14 protein-coding genes are annotated in these 13133 nt (G+C 26.7%); 2 read left to right on the forward strand and 12 right to left on the reverse strand.

Translation table 11 applies throughout. The features are described 5' to 3' along the window. The 6 genes from mog to aroB form a co-directional block, all read right to left on the reverse strand. The coding region (gene mog, locus WC168_RS07445; protein ID WP_372618451.1) for a molybdopterin adenylyltransferase at positions 1 to 336 on the reverse strand (336 nt) is incomplete at its 3' end. Next, positions 333 to 851: a pimelyl-ACP methyl ester esterase BioV gene (bioV, locus tag WC168_RS07450; RefSeq protein ID WP_279134297.1), complete on the reverse strand. Its 519-nt coding sequence runs from the start codon at positions 849 to 851 to the stop codon at positions 333 to 335. The genes bioV and mog, both read right to left, overlap by 4 nt. Further along, entirely contained in the window at positions 835 to 2304 is a 1470-nt protein-coding gene (locus WC168_RS07455; RefSeq protein WP_279134296.1) for an AAA family ATPase, read from the reverse strand. The genes bioV and WC168_RS07455 overlap by 17 nt, the downstream gene beginning before the upstream one ends. Continuing rightward, positions 2285 to 3553 carry a tRNA (N(6)-L-threonylcarbamoyladenosine(37)-C(2))-methylthiotransferase MtaB gene (gene mtaB / locus WC168_RS07460; RefSeq protein WP_066161482.1) on the reverse strand — a complete coding sequence of 423 codons (1269 nt, stop codon included), beginning with the start codon at positions 3551 to 3553 and terminating at the stop codon, positions 2285 to 2287. The genes WC168_RS07455 and mtaB overlap by 20 nt, the downstream gene beginning before the upstream one ends. Beyond that, positions 3543 to 5159 carry a mechanosensitive ion channel family protein gene (locus WC168_RS07465; RefSeq protein ID WP_372618454.1) on the reverse strand — a complete coding sequence of 539 codons (1617 nt, stop codon included), beginning with the start codon at positions 5157 to 5159 and terminating at the stop codon, positions 3543 to 3545. The genes mtaB and WC168_RS07465 overlap by 11 nt, the downstream gene beginning before the upstream one ends. Further along, complete coding sequence (gene aroB / locus WC168_RS07470; protein ID WP_125296649.1) at positions 5156 to 6193, reverse strand: 3-dehydroquinate synthase; 1038 nt, start codon at positions 6191 to 6193, stop codon at positions 5156 to 5158. Before aroB ends, WC168_RS07465 begins: the two co-directional genes overlap by 4 nt. 108 nt (positions 6194 to 6301) lie before the next feature. Here aroB and WC168_RS07475 point away from each other — a divergent pair, with 108 nt between their 5' ends. Continuing rightward, positions 6302 to 6793, forward strand: coding sequence for a histidine phosphatase family protein (locus WC168_RS07475; RefSeq protein ID WP_372618456.1), 492 nt, complete (start codon positions 6302 to 6304; stop codon positions 6791 to 6793). Between the two features lies 1 nt (position 6794). Here WC168_RS07475 and WC168_RS07480 read toward each other — a convergent pair whose 3' ends face one another. Genes WC168_RS07480 through WC168_RS07505 form a run of 6 tightly spaced genes read right to left on the reverse strand, consistent with a single transcriptional unit; the run spans position 6795 to position 12068 of the window. Beyond that, positions 6795 to 7754 carry a FecCD family ABC transporter permease gene (locus WC168_RS07480; protein ID WP_372618458.1) on the reverse strand — a complete coding sequence of 320 codons (960 nt, stop codon included), beginning with the start codon at positions 7752 to 7754 and terminating at the stop codon, positions 6795 to 6797. After that, on the reverse strand, positions 7751 to 8452 hold the full coding sequence (locus WC168_RS07485; RefSeq protein ID WP_372618460.1) for an ATP-binding cassette domain-containing protein: 702 nt from the start codon (positions 8450 to 8452) through the stop codon (positions 7751 to 7753). Before WC168_RS07485 ends, WC168_RS07480 begins: the two co-directional genes overlap by 4 nt. After that, the gene (locus WC168_RS07490; RefSeq protein WP_372618462.1) at positions 8427 to 9272 is read right to left on the reverse strand and encodes an ABC transporter substrate-binding protein; all 846 of its coding nucleotides are present in this window, start codon (positions 9270 to 9272) and stop codon (positions 8427 to 8429) included. The genes WC168_RS07485 and WC168_RS07490 overlap by 26 nt, the downstream gene beginning before the upstream one ends. 1 nt (position 9273) lies before the next feature. Further along, the gene (locus tag WC168_RS07495; RefSeq protein ID WP_372618464.1) at positions 9274 to 11118 is read right to left on the reverse strand and encodes a TonB-dependent receptor plug domain-containing protein; all 1845 of its coding nucleotides are present in this window, start codon (positions 11116 to 11118) and stop codon (positions 9274 to 9276) included. A 14-nt stretch (positions 11119 to 11132) separates the two neighbouring features. Further along, positions 11133 to 11312 carry a hypothetical protein gene (locus WC168_RS07500; RefSeq protein ID WP_109066390.1) on the reverse strand — a complete coding sequence of 60 codons (180 nt, stop codon included), beginning with the start codon at positions 11310 to 11312 and terminating at the stop codon, positions 11133 to 11135. Positions 11313 to 11345: 33 nt separating this feature from the next. Then, the gene (locus WC168_RS07505; RefSeq protein ID WP_319087230.1) at positions 11346 to 12068 is read right to left on the reverse strand and encodes a sulfite exporter TauE/SafE family protein; all 723 of its coding nucleotides are present in this window, start codon (positions 12066 to 12068) and stop codon (positions 11346 to 11348) included. Positions 12069 to 12361: 293 nt separating this feature from the next. Here WC168_RS07505 and WC168_RS07510 point away from each other — a divergent pair, with 293 nt between their 5' ends. Beyond that, complete coding sequence (locus WC168_RS07510; RefSeq protein ID WP_372618466.1) at positions 12362 to 12988, forward strand: HAD family hydrolase; 627 nt, start codon at positions 12362 to 12364, stop codon at positions 12986 to 12988. The last annotated feature ends 145 nt before the right edge of the window (positions 12989 to 13133 follow it).

Here is a 13133-nt window from a genome sequence, read left to right on the forward strand (position 1 = left end):
TGTTGGAACATATTGTAAACTTACACTTCTCATAAGCTCTCCAAATCCTGGCATCATTCTATCACACACAGCTTCTGTTGCTTCTGGAGTTACATCTCTTAAGGCTGGTCCTGTTCCTCCTGTTGTTACAACCAAACAGCACTTTTGATTATCTATTAAATCTATTAAAGTCTCTTCAATAGTCATTCTATCATCACTAATACATCTATAAACCTCTTGCCAAGGAGATTTTAAATAACTATTTAAAGTATCAATAATAGCCTTTCCTGATAAATCCTCATAAATTCCAGCACTAGCTCTATCACTTGTTGTAATTATTCCAATTTTTGCAATCATAATAAATGTCCTTTATCTTTAAAATAGTAAACAGTTGCAAACTCTTTAAAAAAATCTTTTGCAGCTAAACTATCAATTATTTTATCGTTTTGTCCCAAAAAAACCTCTATTTTAATACCTTTTTTTATCAACTCTTCTAAATCTTCTTTGCTCCATTTAAAATTTAAAAGCTCATTTAACTCTTCAAAACTTCCTTTTTTAAAGAAGTTTTCTATACTTTTTGTTGATTTATCTTTCAGATTTTCTAAGAAATTTTTGATATAAGCATCTTCATCTTTTTTAAAAAACATAAGTTGCATTCTTTTAAACTTCTCATCTTTTGTTTGAAAAAATGCAGGTGAAAAAAGTTGAAGTTTATCAACTCTTTTTTGACTATTTTGTACATGTAAAAATGCTTTAATAGCACCATATGAAAATCCACTCACAACAAAATCACCATCTTGTAAATACTCTTCAAAAAGCGAAGATTCATTAAAAAAACAAAATCCACTAAAAAAATTATTGTAAATCTTCAAGTGTAATTACCTCATTCTTAAGCATAATATCTTTTAATTTCTCAATTTTTTCAATATTTTGAGATAATGTTGCTCTTAGTTCATCTTTAATTGAGACTATTAACTCATTTGCATTTAGAGCCATTTTATACTCTTCAACTATTTTAGAAGCTAAATCATAGGCTTTTTTCAAATCATCATTTGATACAAAATATTTTTCATTTTTTAACAACTCTAAACCAATAGTTCCAGCTAAATCAATTTTTATGCTATTTTTTAACTCTTGAAACGATGGAAAAACAGAACTATCTTTTGAAACACCCTCATCTAAAAGTGCTAGTTTTTTATTTGCAATAAAGGCTTTACAAACTTGATAGATTGCTAAAATCTCTTTTTGACTATCATCTAATATTCTTATTTGTTTTTTACCAAACTCTAGTTTGTTTTTAGCTATTTGTATATCATCTTCAAGAAGCTCAACTCTACTATCTTTTATCATACTTAAAAGTGCTTCATTTACAAGTGTTGAAAGTGATGCTGAGTTAAATCCAGCTGTTTGATTTACCAAATTATCTAAATTGATATTGTGTTTTATATCTTTTAAATATAGCTCCAAAATCTTTCTTCTATCTTCAATATTTGGAAGCCCAACATATAATCTTCTATCAAATCTTCCAGCTCTTAAAAGTGCATCATCTAAAACCTCAATTTTATTTGTTGCAGCAATTACAATTACACCACTCTCTCCATCAAATCCATCCATTTGAGTTAGAAGTTCATTTAAAGTTGACTCTCTCTCATCATTTGATTTTCCACTTCGCATCTTTCCAACAGCATCAATCTCATCTATAAATACAATTGATGGAGCATTTAATTTTGCACTTGTAAATAGTTCTCGCACCTTCTTCGCACCCATTCCAACATAAATGTGTACAAAACTAGCTCCACTTTGATAGAAAAATGGAACATTTGCCTCTCCTGCAACTGCTCTTGCAATCAAAGTTTTTCCAACACCTGGAGGTCCTACAAGAAGAACACCTTTTGGAAGTTTTACTTTAAACTTTTGGTACTTTTTAGGATTGTTTAAAAAATCAACAATCTCTTCAAGCTCCTCTTTAATCTCTTTAATACCAGCAACATCTTTGAAAGTAATATTTGATTTTACAGGTTCAATACCAAGCTCAACATTTGCTTTTTCAGAACTTTTTTTAAGTTCACTATCAAAACTACTCTCTACACTTTTTCCTTTTTTCTTTAAAAAGTAATCTCTTATTTTATCTTGATTTGCTCTTAGAATAAAAGATAAAATAAGTAAAATAAATAAAAATCCCAAACCAACATAGTATGAGATTCCTTGAATATTTGAGCTACTTTTATAAATAGTATAAACAAAAAGTACAAGCAATGCAATTGCTGACATAATCATAAGCTTAAAGTTTTTATCAATACTTTTATTATTTGAATCTTGCTTCATTTTTATTATCCTTTACTAAATAATCATCTAAATACAACCAATCTCCAACTAAATCTTCACTACTTGAAATTTCAACTTGATTAAAAAATTGATCAAATCCTAAATATTTTCCATTTTTTTCCTGCTCAACTAAAACTTCAAGTTTTGATTTACTGTTTTTTCTAAACTCATAATTTTTTTTCTTAATTATCTCAACAAGCTCAATATATCTATCTTTTGCAATATCGCCTTTAATCATATCTTTCATAGAGGCACTTGGTGTTCCATCTCTTTTTGAGTATGTAAATGCATGAACATGAGTAAGTGGAAAGTTATGTAAATTTTTCATAGCTTCACTCCAAATCTCTTGCGTTTCTCCTGGATGTCCAACTATAAAATCAGTTCCTAATGCATATCCATTTTGGCTTAAAAACTCAAAAAGCTCTAAATCACTTAAAACTTTGTTTCTTCTATTCATTATTTTTAACATCTCTTTTGAAGTGTGTTGAAGTGCTATATGCAAATGTTTTGCCATAAAAGGCTCATTTATAAGCTCCTTAAACTCATCATCAATTTGAATTGGCTCAATACTTCCCATTCTAATTCTCTTAACACCTTTTATAAGTGCCATTTTTTTAAGAAGTTTTGCTAGTGAAGTGTGCATTTTTTTACCATAACTTCCTACATTTGTTCCAGTTAAAATAAATTCACTAAAACCATTTTGTGCCAAAGTTTGCACTTGATTTAAAATAATACTCTCTTCATAACTTCTAGCATCACCTCGAACAAATGGGATAATACAATAAGAACATCTAAAATCGCACCCCTCTTGTATTTTTATAAATGCCCTACTTTTTCCAACAAACTCTTCAACAATAGTTTTATCCAAAGATTTTAAATCACCCTCTTCAAAAAATCTATCATCTTTTTTTAATAGTTCATTGATATTCTCTTTTAAACTAGCTCCAAATAAAGCATCGATTTTATTCTCACTAAATAGTTTTTCACCTTTAGTTCTAGTACCACAACCTGTAAATACAACTTTTGGATTATTTGAAAGCTTTTTTAGACCATTTATGTAGCTTCTTGCAGTTGTATCAGCACTATTTGTAACAGTACATGAGTTTATTACAACAATATTTGCTTCACTCTCATCTTGTGTTACATCAAAATCTTTTAAGTTGCTAATCATAACTTGTGTATCAAAAATATTTGTTCTACAACCAAATGTTTTAAAAAATACCTTTGGTCTATTTGTACTAAATTTCATCTTCAATAATCTCTTTTAATCTTGATGGTCCATAAGCTTTATTTGTTTGATTTATATTTATTTGTTGCGTTGGATATGCAATATTAATATCATCCTCTTTCATAAATGCATCTAAAATCTCTGTGCTTATTGTACTTCTTAAAACCAAAGCTGCAAAAGAGTTTGTAAGATACCAACCTGATATTACAACTCCATAAGGCTCTATAAATGTAAATACTCTTGGCTCTACTCCTGTTGCTCTTAATTGATACTTATTTCTCATTTTTGATAGCTGTTTTCTTGTAATATCACTATAACCTTTTGAGTAGTGCTTTAAAATCTCTCTAATTATTTTTTGAGCTTTTTTATGGTTTGAATCAAAGGTTAAAGTTATATCTATACCATCCCAAACAGTTTTTAATTCACTATGACTATAGTTTGCAATTAACTCTGAAAAAATATAGTTATTTGGAACAAAGAATATTCTTCCAGCTCTTCTATTTTTCATATAAGATACTAAAGTAACATCCTCTTTAACTGTAATTTTAAATAGTGAAATATCTAAAACATCTCCTACAGTTTCAACATCTCCTTTTGTAACTCTAATTCTATCTCCAACTTGAATAAATCCAGAAGTTACAATAACCATCCAACCAAAAATTGACATAAACCAATCTTTTAGTGCAATTGCAATACCAGCAGATGCAAATCCAAGGATTGTTACTAGATAAGCAACATTATCAATATATGAAAATAGTAAAACCATAACAATTAATATAACCAAAGTAAAATTTATAACTTTGTTTACAATATAGTAATTTTCACTTTGTAAAAAGTATTTTTTTAAAGCTAGTTTTACTAAAAAAGTTACAACAAAAAATATAAAAATTATTAGTAAAATATCTAATATTTTTTCAACTTGTTGAGATATTTGATTTTTTGTCTCTAAAATAACTTGTTCAACTTTTCTATCATAGACCTCAGATGATGTTCCAACAATATCTAAAACTATTTCAAAATCTCTTATTTGTTTTGTTAAAAAGTTTATTTTTTCTTCATATTGAGGTTTTGAATCCAATAAATATATTTGATTATAAAGCTCTTCTTCCTCTTTTAAACTCTTTATTAAATCAATTAATTGAAGCTCTAATTTTGTAAATTGATCTCTATTGCTCTCTATTATTTTAATATTTGACAAAGCTCCAATTATTCCAAATGGATTTGTGATTTTTTCAATAGCTCCAATATCAGGTGGATTTATTAATCCTCCAATAGGAGATCCTCTATACTCACCTATTAATTCAAGTTCATTCTCTTTTACTCTTATTTTATTTAATAACTGATACTCTTGCTCATCATTAAACTTCTTTTTAGTTTTTAAACTCTCTTTTAAAATATCTAATTCATTTGCAATTTTACTATATGAAAGATAGTTTGAATATCTTTTTATAAGAATATTATCTTTGTATGAGTTTTGAATTTTTAATATCTTATCCAATAATATATTTTGCTCAACCAAGTTTTCAATCTCTAAAATAGGCTCACTACTCTTTTCATTTTTAATCTCTTGTGATGCAAAAAGAGTTATTGACAAAAAAACTATTAGTATAATTACTCTATTAATCACTTAAATTCCTTTAAAACTTCAATTACATCCTCTTTTTTTATCTCATCTGTAATTTTGCAATCACCTATTTCAATAGGAACTATAAACTTTATTTTACTATTGCTTGATTTTTTATCCAAATAAAAATGCTCATAAAAATCTTCTACATTATCTATTTTAAAAGTTGTTGGAATATTATATTTTTCTAATAAATTTTTTACTCTTTGTTCATTTTCTTTACTCATAATTCCTAGTTTTACAGCCAAAGAGTTTGCCATACACATACCAATTCCAACAGCTTCACCATGAAGATAAGTTTTGTATTTTGTAAGATTCTCTATTACATGCCCAAAAGTGTGTCCATAATTTAAAGCAGCTCTTAATCCTTGCTCTTTTTCATCTTGCGAAACAACCCAAGCTTTAGTTTGAACAGATTTTTGAATTGCTATATCTATATTTTTTTCATCATTTAAATCATTTTTTTCTAACCATTCAAAAAAATCTTTATTAAAGCAAACAGCCATTTTAATAATCTCTGCAACTCCAGCACCGAACTCTCTTTTTGGTAAAGTTTTTAGAAAAGCTGAATCAATATAAACAGCTTTTGGCTGATGAAATGTTCCTACTAGGTTTTTTCCATATTTATTATTTATTCCAGTTTTTCCTCCAACACTAGCATCAACTTGAGATAGCAAAGTTGTAGGTATTTGAATAAAATCAACTCCTCTTTGATAAATTGAAGCTGCAAATCCTGTCATATCTCCAATAACTCCACCACCAAAAGCTACAAGCAAAGATTTTCTATCAAGTTTTGCTTCAAAACAAGAGTCCAAAATCATCTCTAAGGTCTGCATATTTTTATACTCTTCACCATCAGCAATTGTACAAATAGTAAGTTCTCTTGCACTTAATTTTGTTTTTAAATACTCTAAGTGAAAACTACTAACAGTTGGATTTGTAACAACAACAACTTTTCTATCAAAGTATAAATCTTTTAATCTCTCTATAAATATCTCATATGAGTTACTATTTCCAAGCTCTATTTTTACTATCATTTTTAAATCCAATTAATTAATTAAGCATCTATAATAGCTAAAATTAGCTAAGAAAAGGCTTTTACAGTAGTTTTTAGATAGAATATTTTTTATTTTTTAGGATATAAAATGAGAGAGTTAATTTTAATAAGACATGCAAAATCTGACTGGTCAAATCCTCTTTTAGATGATTTTGAACGACCACTTAATAAAAGAGGTTCAAAAAATGCTCCTTTTATGGCAAAAATATTAAAAAAAGAGATACAAAAACCAGATTTAATAATCTCTTCACCTTCATTTAGAACAAAACTAACTTTAGAATATTTTTTAAAAGAGTTTGAGTATAAAGATGAAATTATTTTTGAGAAATCAATTTATGAAGCTCCTTATCTTAATCTTCTAAAAGCTATAAAAAATGTTGATGATAAATATAAAACTATTTTTTTAATAGGTCACAATCCAGGACTTAATGATTTAGCAAATTTTCTACTTGGAAGTTTTGAAGATAATATTCCTACAAGTGGAGTTTTAAAAATAGATTTTGATACAAACTCTTGGAAAAATATCTCAAAAGATAGTTCAAAATTAATCTTTTTTAAATATCCAAAGATGTTTGAATAATCTATTTTGTACTATTTTTTTTAATAAGCAAATATACAAAAAATGGAGCTCCAATAAAAGCAGTTACAACTCCAATTGGTAAGCTTGAAGCTGTTGGTATTACTCTTGAGATTAAATCACAAAATACCAAAAAAACTCCACCAAAAAATATTATTGGAAAAAATAGCTTTGTATATGTTTTCTTATATATTAATTTTACTATATGAGGAATCACAAGTCCCACAAATCCAATTGGTCCTGTAAAACTTATACAAACACCAACTGCTAAACTAACAACTATTAAAAGAGTTAAAACTGTTTTATTTATATTTAATCCCTTTAAAAATGCAACATCATTTGATATTAACAAAAGATTGATTTTGTGTTTAAAGCTATAAATTATAAAAATAAAAATAGTTGCTGTAATAAAAACTATTAAAGATGGCATATAACCAACAACATCTAAGCTTCCAAGAGTAAATCTTACAATTGAGTAGTTCTCTTGAAGATTACTTAGATAAAAAACAAGCATTAAAGCTGAACCATAAAAATATGATAAAGCAATTCCTATTAGTAAAATAGAGTTTGTTGAGCTTATTGCTTTTTTTTTATTCAGTGATTTTGTAATTAAAAATAGAATTAAAATTGTAAAAATTGAGCCAAAAATACTTGAAAAAAAGAGTGGTACAAAAGGCAAAAAAACTATTGATAAACTTGTAAAAAGTGTAGTTCCACTTGCAATTCCCAAAGTATATGGAGTGATTAACTCATTTTTAAAAACAATTTGAAAAATAAGTCCACCAAGAGCCAAGATTGAGCCAACAAAAAATGCCAAAATAACTCTAGGAACTCTTAAGTCCCAAAAAACCATATTTAAACTATTTTCTAAAGAAAAAATTGAAGATATTTCAATATTTACTTCACCCAAAAAAGGTGAAATAAATATTAAAATCAGTGAAAAAATATATAAAAAAACTTTCATAAATCTACTACCAAATGAGTGTTTTCAAATCTTAAGCTATCGTTGTAAAACTCTTTTAATCTCTCTTTACAAAAAAACTCTTCATGATCTCCATAAAATTTTAAAACTCCGGCTTCTAAATATAGCACCTTATAGTTTTTGAGTGCATAAGCAAAATCAAGATTATGAGTAATTATAATTTTTTGTTTTAAAAAATTTGAATTTAAAATCAAAAAAACATCTCTTAATCTTTTTATATCCAAATTTGCCATAAGCTCATCAAAAATTGTGATTTTTGCATCATGTAAAATTGCACTTGCTAATAAAACAAGCTGTTTTTCTCCAGAGCTTAAACTAGAGCATGAGCTATTTTTTATATGATTTATCTTTAAAAGATTTATAACTTTTTCAATCTCCTCGTCGCTTCTGTTTTCAATTGTTGAGAGTTTTAAATACTCCAAAACAGTCATATAATCATCAAATATCTCAAAACTACTTGGAATATAGTTTATTAGTTTTGCTCTTTGAATTCCAGATAGTTTTGAGATATTTTTTTCATTAAAAAATAGATTATTTGAAGATATTATTGAGCTTAAAACTTTTGCTAAAGTTGATTTTCCAGCTCCATTTTCACCTAAAATCAATAAGTTTTCATTGTTTTTTAGCAAAAAACTTATATCTTTTAAAATAAAATTACTGTAATTTTTTAGTTCTAACATCTTCTAATATCTTTCTAAAATCATCTATTAAATATTGTACTCTATGGCTTGAAATTCCTGAGTATGTCTTATCTATTATATAGATATTCTCTTTTTTACTTGCATTTACTGGCAAATTTTTCCAAAGATTTAACATATCATCTTTTTGTTTATCACTTTTTAAATATGGAGCTAAAAGTATAATAATATCTGGATTTAGTAGTATTAACTTTTCACTATTTATTGCAGGTTGTGATTTTAAGCTTGATTGATAGGCATTTTGATTTCCACTTTTTTTTATAATATCTTCAAAATATATGTAGTTGTTTGTTACATATATTTGATTAGAGAGTGTGTTTTGGGGACTAATTACAATTAAAATTTTTTGATTTTCTACTATATTTTCAATATTTTTTAAACTATTTTCTATATTTTGATTTAAATTTTCTGCTTGTAATTGTCTATTAAAAACATCTCCTAAATCTTTGATTGCAAATTTAATATCATCTAAACTATCTGTTTTATAAACTAAAGTTTTAAATCCAAGAGCTTTTAGTGAGCTATTTAATTTTTTATCATAATTTTGATTTATTATAATGCTTGGATTTAAGTTTACAACTTTTTCCAAGCTAACACTACCATATCCTCCAACTTTTTCAATACTTTTAGATATTTCTGGATAATCACAAAACTGCGTATTTGCAATAATATTATTGCCTAAACCTAAAGCAAAAACTATCTCATTTACAGCAGGACTTAGAGTGATAATTTTTTCATTTGCACTTAAAATATTTAAAAAAGAGATATTAAAAAAAATTAGAAAATATAGTAGTTTTTTCATATTAGAAACTAGCCTTTATACCTAAATATGCTGCTCTTTGACTTGTAGCATATCCATCAACTATTTGATAATCTTTGTTGAAAATATTATCAAGTTTAAGATATGTAGAGAAGTTTTTACTAATATCATAATCAACTACTGCATTCCAGATTGTATAGTTTCCTGTTTTTGTTTTTTGAGTACTACTAAGATAATTTACACTCTCTCTGCTTCCAATATATTCACCATTTACATTAAAATGAAAATCTTTTAAACCATAATAATCAACTCCAAAATTAAACTTATTTTTTGGTCTATTTAGAAGCTTATCTCCTTTTGCATCTTTTGCACTTAAGTTTGTATATGAAAGATTTAAAAATGTGTCTTCTACAACTTCATTTTTATAGGCAATTTCCGTACCTTTTAATTTACTTGTTCCACTCATTTGTTCATAAGTCCAAGTAGCGTAGTTATAATCTATCAAATCTTTTATTTTTGTATTAAAATATGTTACAGAAAAACCTTCGTATGCAATACTTATATCATAAGATTTTGTTTTTTCTGGTTGCAAAGTATCATTTCCAGCCCAAACATCATTTAGTTGATATAAATTTGGTACATTGTATCCAGTTCCATAATTCGCACTAATATTTAAATCATCAACTATATATTGTTTTATTCCTATCTTTCCTGTTGTTTTATTTTCAAAGTCACTGTATCTATCATATCGTAAAGCTTGTGTAAAGATAGTTTTATCATCAAAAAACTTATTTGTATTTGTAATAAAAATTCCTTTATTATTGTAGTTTTTAACTCTACTTTCATTTGTTAAATCTTCAACTATTTTTTTATCTTCAAACTTTTTATAATCTGCCCCCAAAGTTATATTTGAAGAGTCTAAGTAACCAATACTTGTATTTACTCCATACTCTTTTATAACACCTTTGTAGTCAGGCACAGAAGTATTAGTTGAAGTTCTTTTTATATCTGTATAGTTTGTATATACTTTTGTTATAGCTATATCATTTCTATTTTCATAAGTAATATTTGCTAAATGAGTTTTATTTTTTGTAGAATCCTTATTGTTTGGATCTTTGCTGAAAAAATCATCTATATCAACTTTTGTATCTATTATTTCATAAGAAGTAGATAATCTATTATTTTCATTAAAATTATAACCTAGTTTTAAATTTGCTGTTGTATTTTCATATCCATCTTTTTCATACTTTTTCGCATCAGAGCTTTTATTTGGAGAAATAGCTGAAAAACCATCTGTATCAACTCTAGTAGCACTTAATTTTGCATCAAAATTCTCATTTTTGTGTGAAATATTTGCACGAGCTATTTTACTATTGTATCTTCCGTATTCAATAGTAGCATTTCCGTGAGTTCCATCTTGTGCACTTTTTGTAATAATATTTATAACTCCAGCACTAGCATCTGCTCCCCAAATACTACTTTGCGCACCTTTGATTACTTCAATTCTTTCAATATCATTTATCATTAAATGTTCAATATTTGCACTACCTTTTGGAGTTGTAATATCATTATATCTCACACCATCAACTAAAATTAAAACTCTATGAGCATCCATTCCTCTTAAATACACAGAACTAGTTTGACCTATTCCACCATCTCTTGAGATACTAACTCCTGATAGAGAATTTAAAGCTTCAACAACTGTTTTAAATTTTCTAGCTTCAATATCTTCAGCTGTAATTACATCAACATTGGCTGTAACATCTTTTAATTTTTGCTCTGATTTTGTAGCACTTGTAACTGTGATTGTCTCTAAAGTAGTTGTTTGTGAGTATAAATTTGTTGCTATTAAAAAGCTTGCAACTAAGCTTATATTTGTTTTTTTCATTTTGTACCTTTTTTCTAATTATTATTTATTAAATCTGTTTTGATTGGTTTTAGCTTTATATTTAAAAGCTTCATCTGTATATTTGGTAGTTTTCTTAAGTATTCAATTAGTTTTGAATAAAAAATATGCAATTTTTCAAAACATGTTGATATTAAAATACCAAAAAAGCTAAAATATTTTTTTGCTAGTCTCATCTTCTCTCCTTTCTTAAAATTTAAATATTTTTACTATTTTGTATTCATATGATGGTTATGTTCTATATTTATAGTTTTATTTTTTAAAAGAGCAAAACCGTTGTAAGCTGTATATAGTCCAAATAAAATAACTAAAATTGATGCAATTTTCATAGATATATCTCTAAAGCTTGATTGTTTAAACAATCCAGCAAAAAAACCTACAAAAAATAGTGCAAATATTGTAGTTACCCCAAAAATAAACATTACCATTGCACCATAAAAAGCACTTCCTGTACTTGCTGCCATTATTGCAAACATATATACAAAACCACAAGGTAAAAAGCCGTTTAAAACTCCAATTAAATAAAAACTAAGTTTTGAATTACTTCCTAAAACTTTTTTAAATAATTTTTGATAAAAAGGAGATTTTGAAAAAGTTTGCTCTAAGAGTGTTAAAAATTTTATTTTTCCCATTAGTGAAAAACCAATAAGTATCATTAATAATCCAGTTAAAAAAAACAAAAATCCTTTTGAAGTTGTAGAAAAAGATAGAACTGAACCTAAATATCCAAATATAAAACCTAAAAATGTATAAGTAGTTACTCTTCCAAAATTATATAAAAGATGCATAAGTGCTTGTCTTTTTTTACTATCGTTGCTATTTATTTTTACGCTTGAGTATGCCAAAACAATTCCACCACACATTCCAATGCAGTGCCCAAAAGAGCCAATAAAAGCAATACTTATTATAGATATTATACTAATTGTTTCCATTAAGCTCCCGTGTTTTAGCAAATTAAAACTTTTATTATATATTTTTTGGCATAAAAAAAGGCTTTACAGAGGGAAAAACTGTAAAGCCATATAAAATTAAATTCATTTCAAAAAAAGTATAGGATACCAAAAAATTGTATCAATTTTGTAGGAGGATCTAATACAGATACCCTATGAGTGAAATTATAAACAAATAAATATTAAAATAAGATAAAATCTGTCCTATTTAATATTAAATTATTACTAACTTTAAAACTATATAATACAAAATTTATTTAAAAGGATAAAATTTTATGAAAATGATAATTTTTGATATGGATGGAACACTTGTAAACAGTGGTTCTTCTATTGCAAATTGTATAAACTATGTAAGAAGTCATCTAGGACTTGAACCTATGGATAAAAACTTTATTTTAGAAAATGTAAATGATATAAATATAAATAGTGCAGAATTTTTTTATAATAGCAAAACATTTACTCCAAAAGTTACAGAGCTTTTTGAAGATTTTTATAGTAAAAATTGTCTTGTAGATTTACATTTGTATGATGGAGTTAAAAAGTTACTTGATGATTTAAAAGGTGAGTTTAAATTTAGTGTTGCTACAAATGCAAACTCAGATTATGCAAGAAAAATGTTAGGTCATCTTGAAATTGATAGATACTTCAACTCAATTTTGGGATACAACGATGTATCAGCTCCTAAACCAAAGCCAGATATGATAAATAGAATTTTAGATTTAAATAGTATAAAAAAAGAGAATGCTCAACTTTTTGGAGACTCTACAAAAGATACAATAGCTGCATTTAATGCTGGAGTTGATGGTGTTTTAGTAAATTGGGGATTTTCAAATCACAATGAAGGTGCAATTTCAAATATAGATGAGTTAAGAAGAGAGATTGAAAAGAAGTTTAGATTGTGAACCAACCTCTGCCTAAATACAGAGGCTTCCTAACTAGCAACCTCTAATGAAGTTGAGCGAAAGGCTTTGTGTTTATTTAAGTCCACAAGGCTAGTTCCTAGCCCAAACGACTCTAATCCTCTTTTTAAGATAGTTTGACTAGCTT

The sequence above is a fragment of the Aliarcobacter sp. genome, assembly GCF_041672065.1.
Classification (GTDB): domain Bacteria; phylum Campylobacterota; class Campylobacteria; order Campylobacterales; family Arcobacteraceae; genus Aliarcobacter; species Aliarcobacter skirrowii.

Excerpts from the sequence above, each read along its gene's own strand:
- WC168_RS07500 (WP_109066390.1), bottom strand. The coding sequence starts at position 11,312 with ATGAGACTAGCAAAAAAATATTTTAGCTTTTTTGGTATTTTAATATCA.
- WC168_RS07510 (WP_372618466.1), top strand. The coding sequence starts at position 12,362 with ATGAAAATGATAATTTTTGATATGGATGGAACACTTGTAAACAGTGGT.
- WC168_RS07495 (WP_372618464.1), bottom strand. The coding sequence starts at position 11,118 with ATGAAAAAAACAAATATAAGCTTAGTTGCAAGCTTTTTAATAGCAACA.
- WC168_RS07475 (WP_372618456.1), top strand. The coding sequence starts at position 6,302 with ATGAGAGAGTTAATTTTAATAAGACATGCAAAATCTGACTGGTCAAAT.
- mtaB (WP_066161482.1), bottom strand. The coding sequence starts at position 3,553 with ATGAAATTTAGTACAAATAGACCAAAGGTATTTTTTAAAACATTTGGT.
- WC168_RS07505 (WP_319087230.1), bottom strand. The coding sequence starts at position 12,068 with ATGGAAACAATTAGTATAATATCTATAATAAGTATTGCTTTTATTGGC.
- WC168_RS07490 (WP_372618462.1), bottom strand. The coding sequence starts at position 9,272 with ATGAAAAAACTACTATATTTTCTAATTTTTTTTAATATCTCTTTTTTA.
- WC168_RS07455 (WP_279134296.1), bottom strand. The coding sequence starts at position 2,304 with ATGAAGCAAGATTCAAATAATAAAAGTATTGATAAAAACTTTAAGCTT.
- WC168_RS07485 (WP_372618460.1), bottom strand. The coding sequence starts at position 8,452 with ATGTTAGAACTAAAAAATTACAGTAATTTTATTTTAAAAGATATAAGT.
- aroB (WP_125296649.1), bottom strand. The coding sequence starts at position 6,193 with ATGATAGTAAAAATAGAGCTTGGAAATAGTAACTCATATGAGATATTT.
- WC168_RS07480 (WP_372618458.1), bottom strand. The coding sequence starts at position 7,754 with ATGAAAGTTTTTTTATATATTTTTTCACTGATTTTAATATTTATTTCA.